We start from the raw sequence: 21,962 nt of genomic DNA on the forward strand, positions 1-21,962 counted from the left end.
CCCACCGAGGCTTTCAGGCAGATGCACCGCGTGAAATCCGTTCCCGACGAAGGCCTCCCACCACTGGGGCGGGCGCCTGATCGACGCCGCGTGCGTCCTGGAGGCGGCGGGCAAGGCGCTGTTGCCCGGCCCGCTGCTGCCGACGGTCGCCGCGGGAGCCGTCGCCCTGCTGGCCGACCCCACACCTGCCGCCGAGGCGCTGGTGCGCAACCTGGCCGCGGGCCTCATCGCGGCGGCGGTGCTCCCCGACGACGGTGACTTCAGCGCGCGCGCCGACGATGGCGGATGGGTGGTCACCGGCACGTCCGAGGTCACCGCGGGCGTGTGCGCTGCGCGCACCATCCTCATCGCCGCGCGCACGGAGAACGACACCGTGGTCTGGGTCGCCGCCGACACCGAGAACCCTGCGGCGACAACCGAACCCGTGAACGGCACCGACCTGATCTCCGACGCCGGCATCGTGCGGCTCGCCGATTACCGCGCAGGCGGCACGGAGGTGCTCACCGGGATCGACCCCGACCGTGCGCGGTGCGTCACGTTGGGTCTGCTGGCCAGCGCGACCGCCGGCATCGTGCAGTGGTGCGTCGAGGCGGTCACGGCGCACCTGCGCATCCGCGAACAATTCGGCAAGGTGATCGGAACTTTCCAGGCGTTGCAGCACAACGCCGCGATGTTGCTGGTCAGCAGCGAGCTGGCCACCGCGGCGGCCTGGGACGCGGTGCGGGCCGCGGACGAGGCCATCGACCAGCACCGCATGGCCGCCGCCGGTGCGGCGGTGATCGCGATCGCCCCGGTGCCCGACCTCGTCCTCGACGCGTTGACCATGTTCGGCGCCATCGGCTTCACTTGGGAACACGACCTGCACCTGTACTGGCGGCGCGCGATCAGTCTTGCGGCATCGATTGGTCCGGCCAATCGCTGGGCCCGGCACCTGGGGCAGCTGACGTGCACCCGGCAACGGGACATGTCGGTCGACCTGGGCGACGCGGAAGCGCCGTTCCGTTCCTGGGTGGCCGAGACCCTTGACGCCGCAATGCAGTTGCGCAACGACACACCCGCACCGCACGGCGACTACCCGGACCAGGCCTCCGGACCCCAGCGCACGTTGCTGGCCGATGCCGGCCTGATCGCGCCGCATTGGCCCGCGCCGTGGGGAATCGATGCGGGTCCCCTCAAACAGCTCATCATCGACGAGGAGTTCGTCAAGCGGCCCGGGCTGGTCCGGCCGTCGCTGAACATCGCCGAGTGGATCCTGCCCTCGGTGCTGGCAGCCGCACCAGAAGACTTGCAGGAAAAGCTGATTCCGCCGACCCAACGCGGCGAGATTCACTGGTGCCAGCTGTTCAGCGAGCCGGGCGCGGGCTCGGACCTGGCGTCGCTGGCCACCCGGGCAACCAAGGTCGACGGCGGTTGGCGGATCAACGGCCACAAGATCTGGACGTCGTTGGCGCAGTACGCAGACCTTGGCGCCCTGCTGGCGCGCACCGATCCCGAAGCGAGCAAGCACCGTGGCATCGGCTACTTCATCCTGGATATGCGGTCGCCCGGCATTGAAATCCAGCCGATCAAGACGGCCACCGGGCAGGCGCACTTCAACGAGGTATTCCTCAACGACGTGTTCGTCCCCGGCGAGATGTTGCTGGGCGCCCCCAGTGACGGCTGGAACCTGGCGATCGCGACCATGGCCGAAGAACGCTCCGCCATAAGCGGTTACGTGAAGTTCGACCGGGCCGCCGCGCTGCGCCGACTGGCGGCCGAACCTGGGCCGGACCGCGACGACGCGCTGCGCGCGCTCGGCGAACTCGACGCGTACACGAACGCCATCAAGGCGCTGGGGGTGCGGGAGACCATCCGGCTGCTCGACGGCCAGGCGTCGGGTCCGGCGTCCAGCATCGCCAAGGTGGCGATGAACGAGTTACTACGCAGAACGTTCGAGGCCACCCTGCGATTGACCGGGCGCGCGGCGATGATGGCCGACGCCGACCCCGACATCGTGGAGCGGTACCTGCACCTGCCCGCCGAGCTGATCGGCGGAGGAACCCGGGAGATTCAGCTGAACATCATTGCCCAGATGATCCTCGGACTACCTCGAAAGTAGGACCCGCCCATGGGATTACGCGGAGAAGCTGCGATCGTCGGCTATGTCGAGCTCCCGCCCGAACGGCTCAACAAGGCCTCGCTCGCGCCGTTCGCGATCGAACAATGGGCGGAGCTGTCCGCGGCCGCCCTCGCGGATGCCGGGCTGCCCGGCGACGTCGTCAACGGAATCGTGGCGTCGCACCTGGCGGAGTCGGAGATTTTCGTTCCGTCGACCATCGCCGAATACCTCGGTGTCGGGGCGCGATTCGCCGAACACGTGGACCTTGGCGGCGCCAGCGCCGCGGCCATGGTCTGGCGGGCAGCTGCGGCGATCGAACTGGGCATCTGTGACGCGGTGTTGTGTGCGCTGCCGGCCCGCTACATCACCCCGTCATCGAAGAAGAAGCCCAGGCCCATGGTCGACGCGATGTTCTTCGGCTCGTCGAGCAACCAATACGGCTCTCCCCAGGCCGAATTCGAGATTCCCTACGGCAACCTCGGCCAGAACGGACCCTATGGCCAGGTTGCCCAGCGCTACGCGGCCGTCTACGGCTACGACGAGCGGGCGATGGCCAAGATCGTCGTCGACCAGCGGTTCAACGCCAACCACACCGAGGGCGCGATCTGGAAGGACAAACCACTCACGGTCGACGACGTCCTGGCCAGCCCGGTGATCGCCGACCCGCTGCACATGCTGGAGATCGTCATGCCGTGCGTCGGGGGCGCGGCGGTCGTCGTCGCCAACACCGATCTCGCCCGACGGGCGCGCCACCGCCCGGTGTGGATCAAGGGATTCGGCGAGCATGTGCCGTTCAAGACCCCGACCTATGCGAAGGACCTGCTGCACACCCCGATCGCCGAAGCCGCCGACACCGCGTTCGCCATGACGCAGCTGAGCCGCGAGCAGATGGACATGGTGTCGATCTATGACTGCTACACCATCACCGTGCTGCTGTCGCTGGAGGACGCGGGGTTCTGCGAGAAGGGCAAGGGCATGGAGTTCGTCGCCAACCATGACCTGACCTTCCGCGGCGACTTTCCGCTAAACACCGCGGGCGGGCAACTGGGGTTCGGCCAGGCCGGGCTGGCCGGCGGCATGCACCACGTCTGCGACGCCACCCGACAGATCATGGGCCGGGCGGGCGCGGCGCAGGTCGCCGACTGCGACCGCGCCTTCGTTTCCGGCAACGGCGGGATTCTGTCGGAACAGACCACACTGATCCTCGAGGGGGACTGATCGGACATGACCACCTTCGAACGCCCGATGCCCGTCAAAACCCCTACCAGCGCGCCGTTTTGGGATGCGCTGGCGCAGCATCGCATCGTCATCCAGTACTCGCCGTCGCTGGGAAGCTACGTGTTCTACCCGCGGGTGCGCGCGCCGCGCACGCTAGCCGACGATCTGGAATGGCGTGAGATCTCCGGCATGGGAACGTTGTATTCCTACACCGTCGCGCGCCGACCGGTCAGCCCGCACTTCGCCGACGCCGTCCCGCAGCTGCTGGCCATCGTCGAATGGGACGAGGGGCCAAGGTTTTCCACCGAGATCGTCAACGTCGATCCCGCGGTTCTCAGGGTTGGCATGCGCGTGCGGCCGGTGTTCTTCGACTACCCGGAGCACGACGTCACGATGCTGCGTTACGCGCCGGCCGGTTGAGGTGCGTACCGGCACCGCCAGCCCTTGAGTAGCTTGGCGATTCGGGAGCCTCTGGATCGGGCGGCGCGTCCATAGCTGCTGTGTCGGCCAATGACGACCATGGGCGATAGCGGCGACGCGACCGGCCGCGGCGGGCTTCTGCGCGATCACGCGAACCTGTCGGGCTGCTTGGAAAGCGCTGCGAGAGCCATGTGTGGCGCGTCCGTCCGACTACGATGAGCCGAAAGTTGTTCAACGGGAGGTATGTGGTGCATCTCCGGCCGACCGGGCGGTCACAACCTGAACCGGCGGTCGGCGGCGAGAATTCGCAAATGAAGGCCGGAATGGGAGTGCTGGTCGTCCTCGTCGTCAGCGCCATGATCACCTCGATAGTGCTCTACATCGATGGCGCCGGATATCGCCGAGTTTCAACCGATGGATCATCGACCCGAAGTGGGACGGTCGTGACGCTGAACATCGAAAGCGTCCAGTCGGACTACAGCGTGCTTCGGGGCAACCTAGTGGTTTCGCCCGGATCCATGCTGCTCGATCCGGCCACCACCAGCCTCAAGCAAGACCTCACCGTCGAGGTGACCTCTGTCGCGACGCCAGTCAAGCGCACCTGGTTGAAGGGTGCACTGCCCGGCGTGTTCCCGGTCCCGCTGACCTTGTCACGCGACACTGAACGGTGGCCGTTCGACCGTTACTACACCGGGCCGATCACGGTGGAACTGTTTGTCGGCGCTATGCAAACACCCGAACGCGCCAGGGTGATGATCGTTGACCGGTTGCCCGGGTGGAAGATTCACGCGGCCGGACCGGACCAAGCCAGACCATTCGCGCCCTACGAGGTGACCATGGAACGCTCGGCGAGCACCATGGTGTTCGCGATGATCATTCTGTGCATCCTTCTCGCGATCGCGGGGGCAGGGGTCTTCGTCGCGGTCCAGACACTGCGGGACCGACGAAAGTTTCAGTCGCCCATGGTGGCCTGGTACGCGGCGATGCTGTTTGCGGTGGTTCCGCTGAGAAACGCCCTCCCCGGCTCGCCGGCGTTCGGAAGCTGGATCGATATGACCATCGTTTTGTGGGTGCTTGTTGCCCTGGTGGTCTCGATGCTGCTGTACATCGCGTCGTGGTGGCGGCATTTGCGCCCACATTCGGACCGCGAGACTCAGCCCGAGCATTGGGCAACCGAGGGCGCCGCGCCTCCCCGTTAGCGCGCTGCCGGCCGTGCCGATCGGCCGTTGGACCAGCCGACAGCGCGTGATCACGCATGAGCGCCGGACGATAAGTGACTAATAGTCGCCTTGGTTCACGCGATGGAGCCGCCATGGAGGGGCGGAGCAGAGGGCAGGCTTGCCCAGTCAGACGTTGGAGCGCAAGCCGTTAGGCACGGAGCCGCGGCCAGAGCGCAGTGTTGACACTGTGATCGAGGCCATTATCTACTAGTCACTGTCTCGGTGAGGAGTGCGGCATGAACAAGGACGACCTGATCCTGATCAGCGTGGATGACCACATCGCCGAACCCGCCGACATGTTCGACGCGCACGTTCCGGCGAAATACAAGGACCGCGCGCCCCGGGTGGTCATGGAACCCGACGGCGTCCAGCAGTGGTACTACGGCGAGGTCCGCGGGCGGAACATGGGCCTGAATGCCGTGGCGGGCAAGCCGCGGGAGATGTACAACATCGACGCTTCGCGTTACGACGAGATGCGGCCCGGGTGCTTCAACGTGGACGAGCGGGTCCGCGACATGAACGCCGGCGGCCAGCTGGCCGGCCTCAACTTCCCCAACTTCACCGGCTTCTCCGGCCAGGTGCTCAACCAGGGCCCCGACCGCGACATCAACCTGGTGATGATCAAGGCGTACAACGACTGGCACATCGACGAGTGGTGCGCCGCCTACCCGGGCCGATTCATCCCCTGCGGCATCCTGCCGCTGTTCGACGTGGCGGAGGCGGCCAAGGAAGTCGAACGCCTCGCCGACAAGGGTTGCCACGCCGTCACGTTCTCGGAGAACCCAGAGGCGTTGCAGATGCCCAGCATTCACACCAAATACTGGTATCCCTTGTTCGAGGCCGTCTGCGAGAACAAGACCGTCCTGTGCACGCACGTCGGCTCGGCGTCGCGTTCGCCGCAGGTGGCCACCGACGCCCCGCCCAGCGTGCAGATGACGGCCTCGTCGATGATGAGCATGTTCACCTTCACCGAGCTGATCTGGGCCGAATTCTGGGCGGACTTCCCGCAATTGAAGTTCTCGCTGACCGAGGGAGACGTCGGCTGGATCCCGTACTTCCTGTGGCGCGCCGAGCACGTCTACAACCGTCATTCGGGGTGGACGCTGGCCAAGTTCCCGCCCGGTTACAGCGGGCCGGCCGACGTGTTCAAGCGGCACTTCTACACGTGCTTCATCAGCGACAAGGTCGGCGTGCGCAACATGGAGTGGTTCAACGAGGACATGCTGTGCTGGGAGTCCGACTTTCCCCATTCCGACAGCAACTGGCCGTTCGCGCCGGAGGACGTCATCGAGACCATGGGGCATCTCGGCGACAGTGTCATCGACAAGATCACGCACGAAAACGCCATGGCGGCCTACTCATTCGACCCGTTCAAGCACATCCCGAAGGAGCACGCCCGCGCCGGTTACCTCCGCGCCCAGGCCACTGACGTCGACGTGGTGACGCACGTCGGCCGCCGGGCCAGCCAGCGCGACCGCGACGCGTGGACCCGGATGACCCAGTTCGCCCTGCAGTCGCAGGTGACGGCGGAGGCCGCCGGTATTTCGGGGCGCGCCACCACCCTGGGCAACTGAACGTGGCAGCCCGGGCGCCTTTCGCGGACTGGCGCGTGCTGGAGTTGTCGAACGGAATCGCGGTGTCCTACTGCGGCAAGATGTTCGCCGACGCCGGCGCCGACGTGGTGAAAGTCGAATCGGCCCAGGGTGATTCGATGCGCGCCCGGTCGGCCGGCGGTCCGCCCGGAGCCCTGTTCGACTATTTGGCCGCGGGTAAGAAGTCGGTGATCAACGACGGCGGTCCGGAGATCGCCGGCCTGCTGGCCGGTGCCGACATCGTGCTGACCGACCTGACCGACGGCTGGACGCTCGACGGAATCTTGGCCCGCACGGGCCGGTCGGCGGTGGTGGTCGCCGTGACTCCGTTCGGCACGACCGGACCCTACGTGGACGATCGCGTGCTGGCCAACGAGTTCATCCTGCAGGCGCTGTGCGGCTCGACCGCCGGCCGCGGCTGGCCCGAGGACGAACCGGTACAGGCCGGCGGGCAGCTCGGTGAATGGCTGGCGGGCACGTTCGCGGCAGCGGTGGCGGCGGCGACCGCGCGGCATGCCGCGCGAAGCGGCCGCGGGGAGACCATCGACGTCTCGACATACGAGGCGATGGTGATCGCGATGGGCGGCCTGTCCGCCATGTCGGCCAGCGTGCTGGGGGCGGATTCACTGTTGGGGCAACGGAGTCTGGAGCTGCCGTCGATCGTCCCCACCGCCGACGGCCTGGTCGGCTTCTGCACCATCACCGCGCAGCAGTTCCAGGACTTCCTGGTGCTGATCGACCGTGCCGACCTGCTCGACGACGCCGACCTCGCCTCGTTCGACGGGCGCGTCGCCCGCCGCGACGAATTCCTCGACATGGTCACGCGGTGGACTCAGACACGCAGCACGCAGGAGATCGTCGACCTCGCCGTCGCCTTCCGGATACCGGTGGCCCCGATCGCGACGCCCGAAATGTTGCCGGAGATCGACCATTTCGTGGACCGGGGCGTATTCGTCCAATCGGGGGCCGGGGTGTTGCAGCCGAGAGTCCCGTATCGCAGCGACGCGATGGTGACCAGGCCCCCCGGGCGGCCTGTTCGACTGGGCGCCGACAACGGCAAGGTCCACTGGCCGCCACGATCCCGTCCGACCGGCGGCGCCGACGCCGATGCACTGCCGTTGGCCGACACCAGGATCACCGACTTCACCGCGTTCTGGGCGGGACCGGTCGCGACGCAACTGCTGGGCGCCCTGGGCGCCGACGTGATCAAAGTCGAGGGCGTCCGCCGGCCCGACGGTATGAGGTTCTCCGCCGGCCGCCCACCGAGCTGGGACCGATGGTGGGAATGGGGCCCGGTGTTCCTGTGCAGCAACAACAACAAGCGTGGCGTCAGCGTCGAACTGAGCACCGACGCCGGACGGGCGATCGCGCTGGAGCTCATCGCCGCGAGCGATCTGGTGATCGAGAACTTCTCTCCCCGGGTGATGACGAACTTCGGCCTGGGCTGGGATGCCGTGCACGCGGCCAACCCGCGCGCCATCATGGTGCGGATGCCCGCGTTCGGGCTCGACGGTCCCTGGCGCGACCGGGTGGGCTTCGCCCAGACCATGGAGCAGGCGACCGGCATGGCGTGGATGACCGGACACGCCGACGGCCCCCCGGTGATTCCGCGCGGCGTGTGTGACCCGATCGCGGGCCTGCACGCGGCCTTCGCGGCGGTCGCCGCGCTGGCGGTCCGCGACCGGGACGGGGCCGGGATGCACGTCGAGTCCACCATGGTGGAGGCGGCGCTGAACGTGGCCGCCGAGATGCTGGCGGAATACTCACGCAACGGAATCGAGATGCGCCGCAACGGGAATCGCGGTCCCGGCGCCACCCCGCAAGGGGTCTACCGCTGCCGCGGAGACGACGACTGGGTCGCGCTGGCCGCGATGGACGACGCAGCACGGGTAGCCTTGGCCCGGCTTCTAGGTCGGCCGGACCTCGGCGCGAACGACTGGCGGGAGCAACCGGACGAGATCGACAAGCTGATCTCCGACTGGACCGGGCGGCGGTCGGTGACCGAAGCGGTGGACGCACTGCGCGCGGCGGGGGTGGCCGCGGCGCGCGTCACGCCGGCCCCGGAGTTACTGCGCGACCCGCACCTGCACGCCCGCGGCTTCTGGGAATCGGTCGACCACCCGGTGGCCGGCTCCTTCCTTTGCACCGGAATGCCGTTCGCGTTCCTCGGCAGACCGCGACGCTGGATTCGCCGGGTGCCGCCGCTGTACGGCCAACACACGAGTGAGGTGCTGACGGGCCTGCTGGGGCGCAGCGACAACGATCTGTCCGTCCTGCAGCAGTCGGGCACCATCGCCGCGCGGCCGGCGGGACTATGACATGGCGGTCACCCTCTGCGTTCCGCCCCGCGCCGGCGAATTGTGCGCCCCCGTCCGCTTCCTGCTCCGCCAGGACTCCGTGGTGATGGAATTGACGGCCCGGCACCGCATCACCAGCGTCGAGTGGGACGGGGGCGAGCACGCAGTCGCGATGGTCGTCGAGATCACCGATCCTCAGACGGCGCGGCCCGTGGACGTGCGGATCGATGTCGTCGCGGCCGGCGCGGTGCCCCCCGATACCCGGGCCACCAAGATCGGCACCGTCACCCGTGACGGGCGACCATATGACGTCATCGGCACCTATCTCGGTGTCGTCGCCGACGAAAACTAAAGCAAACCAAAGGATCACAGAGTGGCAACCACGAAACGCACCGCGGCGATCGTCGGTGTGCACAACACCCCGCAGGGCCGGCGCCTGGACGGCGAGACGTCCCGCAGCCTGGCCCTGAGGGCCATCCGCGGCGCCCTCGACGACGCGGGCCTGCGCCTCGACGACGTCGACGGGGTCAGCGCGGGCCCGCTGTCCACCGCGTTGATCTATGACCTGCGCCTCGGACCGGCCTGGCAGGGGCTCGCCTTCGGCGTCGGCATGATCACCGAGGCGGTCACGGCCATCGAGCACGGCATGGCCGACGTGGTGGTGCTCGTCGCCGCCCAGGCCGGCGAGTACCGCGACCACGAGGCCACGGCGCCGTGGACCCGGCCCGAAAACGAATTCGTCGCGCCGTGGGGCATGTTCACCACCGCCGAGTTCGCCTTGATCGCGCGCCGCCACATGCACGTCTACGGCACCACACGCGAACAGCTGTCGATCGTCGCAGCGACCATCCGCAACAACGGATCGCGTAACCCCGAAGCGGTGTATTACCAGCGAGGGCCATTCACACCCGACGACATCACCGCGTCGAGGCCGATCGCCGACCCGTTCCATCTGCTTGACTGCGCCACCACGTCCGAGGGCGGGTGCGCGCTGGTCGTGGCGAACATCGAAAAGGCCGAGGGCGCAAGCCAACCGATCTACGTGCTGGGCAGCGGCGCCGACTTCCACGGTCCCTCCTACCAGCACCCGCCGGCATGGGACCTGGCCGGGCGGCGGGAAGGACACGTCAACGGTGTGGTCGGAAGGCGCGCGGCCGAGCGCGCGTTCGCCCACGCCGGTCTGCGACCCGACGACGTCGACGTGCTGGAACTCTACGACCCGTTCTCCTTCGAAATCATCCGCCAGCTCGAGGCGTTCGGGTTTTGCGGTGAGGGTGAGGGGGGACCGTTCGTAGCCGACGGCCACATCGCCATCGACGGCAGTCATCCCATCACCACCGACGGAGGAACCATGTCGTTCAGCCACGCGGGTTCCAATCCGCAGATGATGCAGCGGGCCATCCGAGCCGTCCAGCAGCTGCGCGGTCAGGCCGGTGAATTACAAGTCGCCGACGCGCACGTCGCGTTCTGCAGCAACGGGGGAGCGGGCGCCTTGTTCACCACGCTGCTGATCCTCGGGGACGAACCGCGATGACTTCCCATCCCTTACGCCCACAAACCGGTCCGGTTCCCCATGCCGCCAGCCATCTCAGCGTGCCCTTCTGGCGGGGCTGCCGGTCCGGCGAATTGCGGTATCAGCGCTGTGAGGCCTGCGGACTGGCGAACTTCCCGCCAACCGAGCACTGCCGCGAATGCCTGTCGGCGCAGGTCCGTTGGGAGCGTAGCGGCGGCGTCGGTGAGATCTACAGCTGGACGGTGGTTCACCGGCCGGTGACCGCCGAATTCGAGCCGCCCTACGCGCCGGCCATCGTCGCCTTGGACGAGGGCTACCAGATGCTGACCAACGTCGTCGGTGTGCCGCCGGAGGAATTGCGGATCGGCATGCGCGTGCGGGTGCAATTCCATGCCGTCGGACCCGACGTGACCCTGCCCTACTTCACCGGGTCACCATGAGCCCCCGGCGCACCAGCAACGGCCTGCCGGTCACCGCCTACCTGGTGCTGGGCGTGCTGGCGGCCAACGACGAGCGGCTCACCGCGGGGGAGATCAAGCTGCGCGCCGAGTTGTCCGTCGGCCACTTCTACTGGTCGCCGTCCGTCAGCCACGTTCGGCGCGAACTGAATCGGTTGTTGGCCCGCGGCATGGTCGGTGAGGTCGGCGCCCAATCGGGCAAGCGGGCGATCACCCTCTACGAGACCACGGACGCCGGGCTCGATGCGCTCCGCCGGTGGGTGCAGCACTTCCCGGGCCAGGACCAGGTCGTCATCAAGCACCCCGTCATCCTCAAAACCTGGCTCTCGCGCGGCGAGGACCCCGAACGCATCGTCGACGCATTGGACCGGCACCTCGAGGCGACCCGCGCGCGGCTGGACGAGGCGTTGTGGTCGCGGCAGCGGTCCCGCGACCTCGGCATCACCGACGACCCGAGCCAACGCTTCTCATTCGCCGTCCTGGACTATGCGATCCGCGGCCTGTACGCGGAGCTCTCCAACATCACCCAGTTGCGCGACGAGATCGCCTCCGGCACAACGCAAGACCCGGTCAAACGGGTGCGACGGTCGAAGGGCCAGATCCGCCGCCGGGTACCCGAGACCCCGGGCTAGACGCCGCGACCGCGTAGGCGGTCCCGCGCGGTTCGCGCTCCCACAGCACCTCCCCGTCGGCGACGCCGGTGCCTTCGGCGATCAACTGTCGTTTGAGCACCTTGTGGGTGGCGGTGCTGGGCAGGTCCGTGGCGATTCGGACGTAACGCGGCCGGGCCTTGGGGGACAGGTCGGGCTGTGCGTCGAGGAAAGCCTCGAACGCATCGGGGTCCAGCGCGTGGCCCTCGTTGAGGACGATCGCGGCCATGACCTGGTCGCCAACCCGTTCGTCCGGAACCGCATATACCGCGACCCGGTTGATCGACTTGTGCCGCAACAAGATTCGCTCGATTGGCGCCGCCGTCAGGTTCTCGCCGTCCACGCGCAACCAGTCGGCCGTGCGGCCGGCCAGGTAGATCCAGCCCTCGGCGTCCTTATAAGCGAGGTCGCCGGACCAATACATGCCGTGGCGCATGCGCTCGGCGTTGGCGTCCGGGTCGTTGTAGTAGCCGGTGAAGAAGCCCGAACCGGTCGTGTTGACCAGCTCGCCCACCGCCTCGTCCGCGTTGACGAGCGCCCCGTCGGCATCGAAGCGCGCGATCGCGCACTCGGTGACGGTGTCGCTGTTGTAGACCGCGACCCCCTCGGCTCCCCGCCCGATCGACCCCTTCGGCGTGCCGGGCTCGCGGATCACCATCACGGCGTTCTCGGTGGAGCCGAACCCATCCTCGACCTGGACGCCGAATCGGCGCGCGAACTCCTCGATGTCCTTGTCGTTGGCCTCGTTACCGAAGGCGACACGCAGCGGGTTGTCGGCGTCGTCGTCGCGTTCCGGGGTGGCCAGGATGTAGGCGAGGGGCTTGCCCACGTAGTTCATATAGGTCGCGCCGTAGTGACGGACGTCGTCGAGGAAGCTGCTCGCCGAGAATTTCGCCGGCACGATCGCGGCGCCGGAGACCACCGCGGGCGCCCAGCCGGCGACGACGGCGTTCGAGTGGAACAGCGGCATGGACACGTAGCAGGTGTCCCGTTCGGTCAGCGCGAAGCGCTGCGCCAGGTTGAGGCCGGCGAAGGCGGCCATCAGGTGGGACACCTGCACCGCCTTGGGATTCCCGCTCGTGCCCGAGGTGAAGATCATCATGAAGGGGTCCATGGCGGCGACCTGCCGGTGCGGCACCAGCTCGCCGGCGCCCTCGACGAACTCGGTCCACTCCGGCGCCGACGTGTCGAGTACCCGAGTTCCCTCGAGGTCCAGGCCGTCCAGCAGCGGCCGGTATTCGGCGTCGGTCACGACGAATTGGCAATGGGCGCGGCGGACGTCGGCCGCGAGCGCCTCGCCGCGCCGAGTGGTGTTCAGGCCGCACAGGACGTAGCCGCCGAGCCCGGCCGCCGCCATCTGACTCAGCATCTCGGGGTTGTTTCCCAGCAGGGCGCCGATGTGCATCGGCCGGCCTGGGTCGGCGGCCGATATCAGGGCCGCCGCCCGGGTGGCCGCACCGGCCAGGTACTGACTCCAACTCCACTGCAGGCCAAGGTGTTTCACCGCGGTGCCCGGATCGGACAGGCGTTTGTTCAGCAGCGCCTGAATGGTGTCGTCAGCCATCGGTCGGATTCACCTTCACTATGCCCAGCCCTACGAGACGAGACGGTCCGTCTTATCCTAGCGGCCGGCCGTCCGCCGGCGACAGCGCCCGGTCCATGGGAACCCTGCGCATCGGGGACCGCAGGCCGTCCGTTATCTCGTGTTTGCGAGACTTTTGATGCCATTTCTCGCAAGTTTCTTCTTCGGCGGGCCGCGTGGATCGCGGTTGCCTCAGCATCGAGAGGCCATCATTGCCTCATGCTGTTTGAGTTGCACAGATCGCTGATTTTGCTCAGAAATAGAGCACGACATTTCATGGCCCCGTCGTCCGGCGCGGTGCCAAGGCCGGTGGCGCGGCCCGTTCGCCGCAGACGCACGTGAACTAGCCGCCGGGCGATCCGGCTGTGGGGGCGCCGGTTTGGCTGCGCCGCCGCTCATACATGGCTTGATCGGCGCGCTCGAGGACGGCGTCGATGGATCGGCCGTCTCCCGGCCGGTGTACCGCGCAGCCGACCGTTAGCACGACGGAGATCTCCTTCCCACCGGCGAGGGTGATCGGTGTCCGTTTTAGCTCGCTGGTGATCCGGTCGGTGAGCAGGGTGAGCCCGCGATCTTCGGCGGTGTCGGTGATGACGAGGAACTCGTCGCCACCCCACCGGGCGACCAGGCCATCTTCGCCGACCGCCGCGAGTAACCGGCCGGCGATTTCGACCAGCAGTTCGTCGCCGGCCTGGTGGCCGTGTCGGTCATTGATGGACTTGAATTGCTCGATGTCGCAAAACAGAATGCCGTAGCCGTCATCTGCGGCGTCGAGTTGCTCGAGTTGGCTCCACGCCGCGGAGCGGTTCGCAATCGTCGTGAGTGTGTCGGTGGTGGCTTGGCGGGCGAGCTCGGCCTCTCGCATGCGGTCGGCGGTGACGTCGAGAATCTGGGACACGAAGCAGCGCGGCTGGTTGTGCGGGCCTTGGACGAGCACGGCGGTGAGATTGCACCACACGATGCGTCCGTCGGCGGCGATGAAACGCTTGTCCATGCGGTAAGCGCGGCGGCGCCCCGCGAGACATTCGGCGAGCAGAGCCAGGTCGGCGTCCAGGTCGTCGGGATGGGTGATCTCCTGGAAGGTCAGGCCTGCCAAGTCCTTTCGGCCATAACCGAGCATGGTCCTGAGCGCCCGGTTGGTGCGCTGGAACGTACCGTCCAGGCCGACGACGGCCATGCCGATGGGCGAATGCGTCAGCGCCAGCTCGAACCGTCGTTCTCCGAGAAGGTCGAAGATGGCCGAGGACTGATCGACCGGTTCGGCGACGACGGCGCCGGGCGGGAAACCGTGGGTGGGTGACTTGGGCCGGCTGAGGTAGAAACCCTGGGCCCAGGGGATTCCGGCCGAACCTATGGCATCGAGTTCGCCCTGAGTCTCCACCCCTTCGGCGATCACGGTCGCGCCGATCTGTGCGGCCAGTTCGGCGATGGATTGGGCCAGTCGCCGCCGCGCAGCGTCGGCGTCGATGTTGCGCGTGATGGAGTGATCGACCTTGATGAATTCTGGTGCGATCTCCAGCACATGGGAGAACGAGGAGAAGCCCGCACCCACGTCATCGACTGCCACCCGCATACCGCGCGCTCGGCATCCTTCAAGGACGTCGTCGAGGGCGTCATAGTTCTCGACGGCATCGTGCTCGGTGATTTCCAACACGAGACGTGACGGGTCAACCTCGGCGAGTAGCTCTGGCCACGGAGTGCGCAGCACCGCCGACGGCGAGATATTCACTGCGACGAAGGCATCTTCGGGAAGTTGCGGCACCAGCGACAGGGCGCGCGCCATGACCGCGGTCTCCAATTCGATGTCCAAGCCCAACAGGGCCGCCTCGCCGAAGACCAGATCGGGTCGAAAAGGTTCGCATGGGAAGCGCGCGAGCGCTTCGACGCCGAGCACCTCGCCTGTCGAAACATCGTGCACCGCTTGAAATACGATCTCGAAGTCCCGCTCGGCCACCATCCTGCGAATGCCGTCCTGCTGATCGGTGGCGATCTTCGTCGGGTCCGTCGACAGTTCCGTCAAGGCGCCGATCAGTTCGGCCATCTTTCTGATGACTCGTAAATCGATGTCGGCCAGATGTGGTCGCGGCTGCTGACTGACCGCACACACGATCCCGACCGCGGAACCATCAGGGCCGAGCAAGGGGACGCCCACAAATGCGCCCACACCCCATTCGCGGGTTTTCGGCAGTACGGACGCGGTCCTATCGGCCGACGTGTCAGGGATGACGGCGGGCAGCCGCCCATCGATCACGCGGACGCTGTAAGACCCGGCCAGCGAAGATCGGTCGCCGGGCGACAGGCCCAAGGCACGGGCGTCACCGTCTACCACCTCAAAGACCTGCGTGCCGCTGTGAAACGATGCGACCCACGCCGTGTCAAGACCGAGGCGACGCCGCAACAAGCCCAAGAGGGTGTGGACCAAGTCCGCAGAATTCGTCGGTTCGTGGCCCGGGGCGTTTGCTACCTGCTCCTCGGCGCCCATAGCGACGATGCTAGACCGGCACGCCGGGCGAGGCATTTGGAATCGAGCGGACTTGCGGGCCTCGCTGGCAGGGGTGAACACCCGCGCACGGAATTCCGGCGGTTTGTCCTTGCACCACCGATGATCTCGAATCGACCGAGATCGTTTTGCCTGTAACTCTTTACCGCATACCGAGCCGAGGTGATCCGGGACCAGCCGTCATCCACCGACCATCATCAGGCCGCCATCGACCGCGAGTAGTTGCCCGGTGATGAACGAGGAACCGGTGCCGGCCAAAAACACCAGCATCGGGCCGAGGTCGCGTGCCGGATCCCCCAGCGCCCCACCCAACGGGATCATCATCTGCATCTGCTGATCGATCAGCGCGCTCGCGTCGGGGCCGAGGAACTCGCGCAGCCGGTCGGCGCCCGCGGTCTGCACGGCCGGCGCCAGTGCGTTGACCGTGATCTTGTCCGACGCCCAGGCTTTGGCCGCCGACCGCGTCCATGCCTGAACGGCGCCCTTGGTGGCGGCGTAGACGGCCGAGATCGGGCTACCCATAACGGCTTCCGACGAGCCGAAGTTGATGATCCTGCCGCCTTTGGGATCCTGGTCCTTCATTACGGCGTACGCCGCCTGATTGGTCAGGATGGTGGCTTTCACGTTGGTGTCCAACAGGAACGAGATCTCGTCGACGCCGATGTAACCCGGGATGCCGGCCTGCCACAGCCCCGCGGCGTTCACCAACACGTCGAGTCCGCCCAGACGAGCGGCGGCTTGGCCTACCATCGCCGAGACGGCGTCGGCGTCGCGCACATCGCACTGCAGCCAGGTGGCCGCGAGACCGTCCGGCGGCGGTGTCTGGTGGTAGGTGGCGACAACCTCGGCCCCCGCCCCGCCGAGGGCCCCCACGGCGGCCGCTCCGATGCCGCTGGCTCCACCGGTGACCAGGATCCGCCGTCCTCGCAGCACGTCTTCCATGCCCGCGAGCGTAACGCCACGGCGAAATCCGACTCGAACTTCCCCGTGCGTCACCGTCGCGAAACCGACGACGCGCTAGGTGCGCACCGCGATCGTGGACAACAGGTCGGCGAGCCGGTCCGGCTGGTCGATCATCGAGAACGTTCTCGCGCCGTCGATGATCTCGAGTCGGGCGTTCGGGATGGTGGCGGCCAGCCGTGCGCCGTCCTCCTGTTCGAAGAACACGTCGTCGGCCGACCACGCGATGAGGGTGGGTAGGTCGATCTCGGGCAGCCGGGCGGCCACACCCGTCGTCACCTCCGTGCGCATCGACAGCGTGAACTTGCGCAGGTCTTCGGCGATGCGGGGATCGGACAGCCCCGGGCGCACCCACGCCTCGGTGAGGTCGTCGATGTTGCTATGCGCCAACCCGTCGAACGCGCGCTTGCGCGCCGCCGGCACCCGCATGGCCTGGGAAACGGCCTTGAAGGTCGTCTTCGACTTGGCGGCAAGGATCACCGGCTTGAGGATAGGTGGCGGAAAGTGTTCGAACGCATCGCAACTCGTGAGCACCAGCGCGCCGAGCCGCTCAGGGTGATGCACGGCGACGAGTTGGGTGACGACCCCGCCGGTGTCGTTGCCGACCAGCACCACGTCCTCGAGGTCGAGCGCGGTGAGCGCCTCGGCGACCATGCCGGCCACGCCCGTGATGGTTCGGTCGGCGCCGCGGCGCAACGGTTCCGGATGCGCGCCCAGTGGCCACGTCGGCGCGATGCAACGCAGACCCCGGCCGGCGAGTCGCTCGCTGACCCGGCGCCACAGCTGGGCGCCCATCATGTACCCGTGCACGAAGACCACCGGCCTCCCGCTTTCGGGTCCGGTTGCTTCGTAATGGATGGTTCCGGCACTAATGTCGATCGTCGACATAAGAGAACTCCTACCTCGGGATACACTTACAAACAGGCTGTCTGTTCGTAAGTTACCAACAGGCTGTATGGAAAGCAAGAGACGGACCCAGGAAGAGCGCTCCGCGGCGACCCGCGACGCGCTGATCGCGGCTGCCCGGAAGCTCTGGGGGCTGCGCGGCTACGTGGACGTGGGTACGCCGGAGATCGCGGCCACCGCGGGGGTCACGCGCGGCGCGATGTACCACCAATTCGCCGACAAAGCGGCCTTGTTCCGCGAGGTGGTCGAGGCCGTCGAGCAGGACGTGATGGCCAGGATGGGCACTCTGGTGGCCGAGTCGGGAGCGACGACGCCGGCCGACGCGATCCGCGCCGCGGTCGACGCGTGGCTCGAGGTTTCCGGGGATCCCGAGGTGCGCCAACTGATGCTGCTGGACGCGCCTAGTGTGTTGGGCTGGGCCGGTTTTCGCGACGTCGCTCAGCGGTACAGCCTGGGCATGACCGAACAGTTGCTCACCGAAGCCATCCGGGCGGGGCAGTTCCCCAAGCAGCCGGTGCGGCCGTTGGCACACGTGCTGATCGGCGCGCTCGATGAGGCCGCCATGCTGATCGCCACCGCGGAGGATCCCAAACGCACCCGCCGGGAGACCCGGCAGGTGCTGCACATGCTCATCGACGGGCTGCTGGCGCTGCGGTAGCGGTCAGGGGTCGTCACCGCGAACCACGGCGAACGCCCGCGATGACGCCCCGGATGAGCCGGTCGAGGTGTTCGGCGTTGTCGACGGCCGGCTGTCCCGCGACGAACGCAACATGATCCCGTTGATGAACGGCAAGATCGCGATCCCGGCTAAAGATGGTTCTGGGTGAAGAACTGCCAGATGGTGTCGGTGGCGTCCAGGGCCGTCGAGGGCGCCGGGATGCCCGCGAGCTTCTCGGCGAGGGGACTCGGCTCGCCGCCCGGCCATTGATGGCCGGCGCCGGCCACCGAGATCAGCTCGACGGTGCGTCCGTCCGGGCAGCCGGCGACTTGGGTGGTCACGTCCCCGGCGGTGCTCGAGTTCGGCGGCCCGCACGCGTCGATGGCCCGCCATGTCGCGTTGACGGACTCCGCCGACGGCCCGTCTACACGGGCGGTCCCGTTGAACGAGAACGCCTTACCGGGTCCGCCGGTGTAGGGCACGCGGTCGTCGGCGGTGCCGTGGATTTGGAGCACCGACACGCGGTGCGCCCGGGAGCAGTCGGTCAGCAGCGTGCCCGCCACCGGGGCGATGGCGGCGAAGACGTCGGACTGGCAGCCCAGCCGGAGGGCCATCATGGCGCCGTTCGACATGCCGGTGACGTAGATGCGCGCGCGATCGATCGGCATCTGCTGCTCGACGGCGCCGACCATGGCCGTGATGAACCCGACGTCGTCGGCGCCGACCCGCTGCGGTTCACCGCAGCAGGTGCCGGCGTTCCAGGCGCGATTGAGTCCATCGGGGTAGACGACCAGAAACCGTCCGCGGTCGGCCTCGGCGTCCCAGTGGTAGGCACGCTCGGCCTGCTCCCCGTTGCCGAAACCGCCGTGCAGCATCACCACCAGCGGCGCGGCATCGGTCAATCCCTGGGGCCGGTACAGGTGGAACGTTCGACTGACACCGCCCGATTCGATGGTCTGGGTGGACTGGCCGACCGGGATCGACTGCGCGCCGGGCGTTCCCAGCGCATGTCCGCCGCCGCCCAGGCAGCCGCCCAGTACGACGACCAGGAGGGCGAGAACGCACAAGCCGGCAGCCCGGTGGCGGCGCGATTGCATTCCGCCATCGTGGCAGCCGGCGCCAATTTTGACAAGTAGCTTGTCAATCTCGGGCGTGGTGGCACACTTTCCCCATGCGACGCCCTTCCCATCCCGACTGGCGGCCCACCGTGCCCGCACTGGTCAACCTGGTGGCCGCCGCCGGGGCGCCGCGACTGCGGACGGCGTTTGCCGAGGCCGGCCTCGACGGGATCCGGCCCGCGCAAGCGGTGGCGCTCGTCCCACTGGCTGCCGGCGGGCTGCATGCATCGGATCTGGCCGATCGACTCCGCGTCAGCCGGCAAGCGGTGGCCCAGGCGGTCGCGGGGCTGGAGCGCCATGGCTACGTCACCCGAGCGGCAAACCCGCTCGACGCGCGGGCCCGGATCATCGAGCTGACGCCCCGGGGCCGCCAGGCGCTACGCGTAATGCGTTCCAACGCAGTTGATTTGGAAGGACGGTGGGAGCAGGTCCTGGGCCGGCAGCGGCTGACCGAGCTGCGCGAGACCTTACAACTGCTGCTTGCCGACCACAACGAGACGGCCGGGGACTGACGCCGGCCGGAAATTCCCGTGTCTAGATCGTCGCCGACGGCCTACGCTCGACCCAAGACAGTGAACAGGAGTCCACGTGCCCATCTTCATGGTCGAGCGCAACTTTGCCGAGGAACTGGAACCCGGCCTCGAGGTCGCGGACGGCATCAACCGGATCAACGACCAGGAGGGCGTTCGCTGGATGTACTCGTTCCTGTCGGCGGACAAACGGAAGACCTACTGTCTGTACGAGGCGCCGTCGCCCGAGGCCATCCGGGCCGCGGCCGCGCGCGCCGGTCTGCCCGCCGACTCCGTGGTCGAGGTGAGGGACCGGCTGATGCCGGACGGCGCCCTGTCCGACATCTGAGTGCGCTACCCGAGCAGTTCGTGATCGGCCGCGTACATCGCCGCCTGCGTGCGGTTCGCGGCGCCCGTTTTGATCAGGATGTTGCGCACGTGGTTGGCCGCGGTGTTGGTGCTGATGAAAAGGCGTTCTCCGATCGCGCGATTGCTCAGCCCCTCGGCGAGCAACCGGAGCACCTCGACCTCCCGTTCGGTCAGGCCGTCCGGACCCAGGGAACCGGCGGTCAGCACCGAATCCGCCAAGTCCACAACCCGGGTCTGGCCGATCGCACCGGCGATAACGCGGGCCTCCTCCGCGAGGGACCGGGCGGCTTCGGCGCGACCGCACGACGCGGCGAACAACGCGTGTCGGGCCAGCGTCTCGCTGATATGGACCACCGAGCCCATCCGGCGGTCCATCTCGATTGCCGCGGCGAAGTGCCGCTCGGCCGCGGCGCCGTCCCCACAAAGCGCCGCGATGCGGGCCAGGTATCGGTCCGCGCTGCCGAACAGCGCGACGAATTGCCCGGCTACCAAGTTCTTTCCGACATAACGCATGACGAACGGGCGCAGCGCGTGGACCGCTTCACGGTGGGACAGCTCCAGTGCCGCCTCGACCATGAACACCAGCTCCATCGGCCACTGCGCATCCTCGAGGCGGTCACCCAGGTTGCGGTTGACCAGTTGGTTGAGCGCACGGGTCATGCCACGTTCGCACTTGAGCTCGGTGTAAAGGGCGAGCAGCCCGGGCACCCAGCGGCCGGTGAACGTTTCACTGCCGTCGATGAATTCGCCGAACCTCTTCAGATCGCCGGTCTCGCGGCGGATCATGAACATCTGTACCCCGTTGGACCCCTCGGTGTCGTCCGCACCGAACAAATCCCCTGTGCGCAAGGCGATATCGGCCCATCGTTCTGCACCGGCGAAGTCACCGCGCAGATAGGCCAGCGCTTGCTCGATGCACGCGCCGACGAAGCCGAAGGCGGGTTGTCCGCAGGTCTGCGCCGCTCGCCGCATGTCGGCGGTCGCGGCCGCAAGGCCGTCGGGCCGGCCTGCCAAGTAGCTGACCATGGCGTGAAAGTGTGACGCCGCACCCAGCGATTCGTAGTCGCGGCGCGACATCGCCATGCGCGACACCTCGGCCGCGCGCTGCGCCTGGATTTCGCTCATCTCGGGGGTAAGGCCTTGCCACAGACTGGTTTTCAGCGTGTGCAGGAGCACCGCCGCATCCTCGATGGCCCGTGCGCGCTCGATCGCATCGGCGCCGACCTCACGGGCCCGGGCCGCCTCGCCCGCGAAAGCCAGCGCGCGGCCGAAGCTGCCGAGTGCCCCCACATAGCGTGGGTCCTCGGCCGGCAATCCGCATGTTTCCAGAGCCGCCGCCAGCAAGTCCGCCGCCTTCGAATTCGACTGCCCGGGGCGCCAATTGGCTTCCTCGTAGCCGACGGCGGCCTCCAGCCGCATCAGCGGGTCGTCCATCCCGCCGATGCGTTCGTAGATGGTCCGCGCCCGCGCGAACGAGCCCCCGCGCACGTGGTTGGCGGCCGCGTCGAGGTGCAGTCTGGCCCGGTCGGTGAGGTTGAGTTCGGGAAGCGACGCCGCCCGCTCGAACCACTTCGCCGCATCCTCGTAGGCCAGGCTCTGTTCGGCCATCCGGGCCGCCTGGCGCGCGTATCGCAACGCCTGCTCGTGGTAACCCAGGACGTGCGCCACCAGAAAGTGGTTGGCCAGGCGCGGCACGAGCGACGGGTCGGCGCGTCCCTCGAGCGCTTCGGCGGCGCGCGCGTGCATGATCCGCAGCCGCGACGCGGCCATCCCGCCCAGCACCGATTCGCGGGTCAGCGCGTGCACGAACGCGAATTCGCCGTCGGAGTCGTGGACCGCGCGGACCAGGCCGACGGCCTCGGCCGAATCGATCGCCGCCAGCGTCGCGCCGACC

18 protein-coding genes and 2 pseudogenes are annotated in these 21,962 nt (G+C 67.8%); 13 read left to right on the forward strand and 7 right to left on the reverse strand.

Annotated elements, in window-relative coordinates; all coding sequences use genetic code 11:
* Window positions 1-67 precede the first annotated feature (67 nt).
* The 10 genes and pseudogenes from A5704_RS21680 to A5704_RS21725 all read left to right on the forward strand — a co-directional run.
* Window positions 68-2,098: pseudogene (locus tag A5704_RS21680) on the forward strand (acyl-CoA dehydrogenase family protein); the annotation flags it as partial.
* Between the two features lie 9 nt (window positions 2,099-2,107).
* Complete coding sequence (locus A5704_RS21685; protein ID WP_067752235.1) at window positions 2,108-3,316, forward strand: thiolase family protein; 1,209 nt, start codon at window positions 2,108-2,110, stop codon at window positions 3,314-3,316.
* 6 nt (window positions 3,317-3,322) lie between these two features.
* Window positions 3,323-3,736: a Zn-ribbon domain-containing OB-fold protein gene (locus tag A5704_RS21690; RefSeq protein ID WP_067752238.1), complete on the forward strand. Its 414-nt coding sequence runs from the start codon at window positions 3,323-3,325 to the stop codon at window positions 3,734-3,736.
* 311 nt (window positions 3,737-4,047) lie between these two features.
* A complete protein-coding gene (locus A5704_RS21695; RefSeq protein ID WP_067752241.1) occupies window positions 4,048-4,935 on the forward strand; it encodes a DUF4436 domain-containing protein in 888 nt (295 codons plus the stop codon).
* 257 nt (window positions 4,936-5,192) lie between these two features.
* The gene (locus A5704_RS21700; RefSeq protein ID WP_067752244.1) at window positions 5,193-6,530 is read left to right on the forward strand and encodes an amidohydrolase family protein; all 1,338 of its coding nucleotides are present in this window, start codon (window positions 5,193-5,195) and stop codon (window positions 6,528-6,530) included.
* Between the two features lie 2 nt (window positions 6,531-6,532).
* A complete protein-coding gene (locus A5704_RS21705; protein WP_067891008.1) occupies window positions 6,533-8,866 on the forward strand; it encodes a CoA transferase in 2,334 nt (777 codons plus the stop codon).
* Between the two features lies 1 nt (window position 8,867).
* Complete coding sequence (locus A5704_RS21710; protein ID WP_067752249.1) at window positions 8,868-9,197, forward strand: hypothetical protein; 330 nt, start codon at window positions 8,868-8,870, stop codon at window positions 9,195-9,197.
* 21 nt (window positions 9,198-9,218) lie between these two features.
* Window positions 9,219-10,379, forward strand: coding sequence for a thiolase family protein (locus tag A5704_RS21715; RefSeq protein WP_067891011.1), 1,161 nt, complete (start codon window positions 9,219-9,221; stop codon window positions 10,377-10,379).
* Complete coding sequence (locus A5704_RS21720) at window positions 10,376-10,798, forward strand: Zn-ribbon domain-containing OB-fold protein (protein ID WP_067752255.1); 423 nt, start codon at window positions 10,376-10,378, stop codon at window positions 10,796-10,798. The genes A5704_RS21715 and A5704_RS21720 overlap by 4 nt, the downstream gene beginning before the upstream one ends.
* Window positions 10,795-11,448, forward strand: coding sequence for a MarR family transcriptional regulator (locus tag A5704_RS21725; protein ID WP_067752258.1), 654 nt, complete (start codon window positions 10,795-10,797; stop codon window positions 11,446-11,448). Before A5704_RS21720 ends, A5704_RS21725 begins: the two co-directional genes overlap by 4 nt.
* On the opposite strand, the gene fadD1 is transcribed toward A5704_RS21725, so the two are convergent.
* The 4 genes from fadD1 to A5704_RS21745 all read right to left on the reverse strand — a co-directional run bounded on the left by fadD1 (window position 11,387) and on the right by A5704_RS21745 (window position 17,396).
* Entirely contained in the window at window positions 11,387-13,030 is a 1,644-nt protein-coding gene (gene fadD1 / locus A5704_RS21730) for a fatty-acid--CoA ligase FadD1 (RefSeq protein WP_067780229.1), read from the reverse strand. The two genes, A5704_RS21725 and fadD1, sit on opposite strands and share 62 nt — an antisense overlap.
* Before the next feature lie 361 nt (window positions 13,031-13,391).
* Complete coding sequence (locus A5704_RS21735) at window positions 13,392-15,530, reverse strand: EAL domain-containing protein (RefSeq protein ID WP_067891014.1); 2,139 nt, start codon at window positions 15,528-15,530, stop codon at window positions 13,392-13,394.
* Between the two features lie 198 nt (window positions 15,531-15,728).
* Window positions 15,729-16,490, reverse strand: coding sequence for an SDR family NAD(P)-dependent oxidoreductase (locus A5704_RS21740; RefSeq protein ID WP_067752267.1), 762 nt, complete (start codon window positions 16,488-16,490; stop codon window positions 15,729-15,731).
* A gap of 75 nt (window positions 16,491-16,565) precedes the next feature.
* Window positions 16,566-17,396, reverse strand: coding sequence for an alpha/beta fold hydrolase (locus A5704_RS21745; RefSeq protein ID WP_067891017.1), 831 nt, complete (start codon window positions 17,394-17,396; stop codon window positions 16,566-16,568).
* A gap of 67 nt (window positions 17,397-17,463) precedes the next feature.
* Here A5704_RS21745 and A5704_RS21750 point away from each other — a divergent pair, with 67 nt between their 5' ends.
* The gene (locus tag A5704_RS21750; RefSeq protein ID WP_067752272.1) at window positions 17,464-18,072 is read left to right on the forward strand and encodes a TetR/AcrR family transcriptional regulator; all 609 of its coding nucleotides are present in this window, start codon (window positions 17,464-17,466) and stop codon (window positions 18,070-18,072) included.
* Between the two features lie 3 nt (window positions 18,073-18,075).
* On the opposite strand, the pseudogene A5704_RS29860 reads toward A5704_RS21750, so the two are convergent.
* Together A5704_RS29860 and A5704_RS21755 are read right to left on the reverse strand one after the other, a co-directional pair.
* A pseudogene (locus tag A5704_RS29860) lies at window positions 18,076-18,213 on the reverse strand (TetR family transcriptional regulator); the annotation flags it as partial.
* A gap of 8 nt (window positions 18,214-18,221) precedes the next feature.
* Complete coding sequence (locus tag A5704_RS21755) at window positions 18,222-19,169, reverse strand: PHB depolymerase family esterase (RefSeq protein ID WP_067891020.1); 948 nt, start codon at window positions 19,167-19,169, stop codon at window positions 18,222-18,224.
* Between the two features lie 74 nt (window positions 19,170-19,243).
* Between A5704_RS21755 and A5704_RS21760 the strand changes: the two genes are divergently transcribed.
* Together A5704_RS21760 and A5704_RS21765 are read left to right on the forward strand one after the other, a co-directional pair.
* Window positions 19,244-19,702 (forward strand): MarR family winged helix-turn-helix transcriptional regulator, encoded by a 459-nt coding sequence (locus tag A5704_RS21760; RefSeq protein ID WP_067752278.1) that lies wholly within the window; start codon window positions 19,244-19,246, stop codon window positions 19,700-19,702.
* 76 nt (window positions 19,703-19,778) lie between these two features.
* Entirely contained in the window at window positions 19,779-20,048 is a 270-nt protein-coding gene (locus A5704_RS21765; RefSeq protein WP_067752281.1) for a DUF4242 domain-containing protein, read from the forward strand.
* Between the two features lie 5 nt (window positions 20,049-20,053).
* Here the strand turns inward: A5704_RS21765 and A5704_RS29645 are convergent.
* On the reverse strand, window positions 20,054-21,962 hold a 1,909-nt coding region (locus A5704_RS29645; RefSeq protein WP_304442292.1), incomplete at its 5' end, for a helix-turn-helix transcriptional regulator.

Source organism: Mycobacterium sp. E735 (assembly GCF_001666955.1).
Lineage (GTDB): Bacteria > Actinomycetota > Actinomycetes > Mycobacteriales > Mycobacteriaceae > Mycobacterium.

Coding starts and splice junctions, on each gene's coding strand:
- A5704_RS21685 (WP_067752235.1), top strand. CDS start 2,108: ATGGGATTACGCGGAGAAGCTGCGATCGTCGGCTATGTCGAGCTCCCG.
- A5704_RS21690 (WP_067752238.1), top strand. CDS start 3,323: ATGACCACCTTCGAACGCCCGATGCCCGTCAAAACCCCTACCAGCGCG.
- A5704_RS21695 (WP_067752241.1), top strand. CDS start 4,048: ATGAAGGCCGGAATGGGAGTGCTGGTCGTCCTCGTCGTCAGCGCCATG.
- A5704_RS21700 (WP_067752244.1), top strand. CDS start 5,193: ATGAACAAGGACGACCTGATCCTGATCAGCGTGGATGACCACATCGCC.
- A5704_RS21710 (WP_067752249.1), top strand. CDS start 8,868: ATGGCGGTCACCCTCTGCGTTCCGCCCCGCGCCGGCGAATTGTGCGCC.
- A5704_RS21720 (WP_067752255.1), top strand. CDS start 10,376: ATGACTTCCCATCCCTTACGCCCACAAACCGGTCCGGTTCCCCATGCC.
- A5704_RS21725 (WP_067752258.1), top strand. CDS start 10,795: ATGAGCCCCCGGCGCACCAGCAACGGCCTGCCGGTCACCGCCTACCTG.
- fadD1 (WP_067780229.1), bottom strand. CDS start 13,030: ATGGCTGACGACACCATTCAGGCGCTGCTGAACAAACGCCTGTCCGAT.
- A5704_RS21735 (WP_067891014.1), bottom strand. CDS start 15,530: ATGGGCGCCGAGGAGCAGGTAGCAAACGCCCCGGGCCACGAACCGACG.
- A5704_RS21740 (WP_067752267.1), bottom strand. CDS start 16,490: ATGGAAGACGTGCTGCGAGGACGGCGGATCCTGGTCACCGGTGGAGCC.
- A5704_RS21745 (WP_067891017.1), bottom strand. CDS start 17,396: ATGTCGACGATCGACATTAGTGCCGGAACCATCCATTACGAAGCAACC.
- A5704_RS21750 (WP_067752272.1), top strand. CDS start 17,464: ATGGAAAGCAAGAGACGGACCCAGGAAGAGCGCTCCGCGGCGACCCGC.
- A5704_RS21755 (WP_067891020.1), bottom strand. CDS start 19,169: ATGCAATCGCGCCGCCACCGGGCTGCCGGCTTGTGCGTTCTCGCCCTC.
- A5704_RS21760 (WP_067752278.1), top strand. CDS start 19,244: ATGCGACGCCCTTCCCATCCCGACTGGCGGCCCACCGTGCCCGCACTG.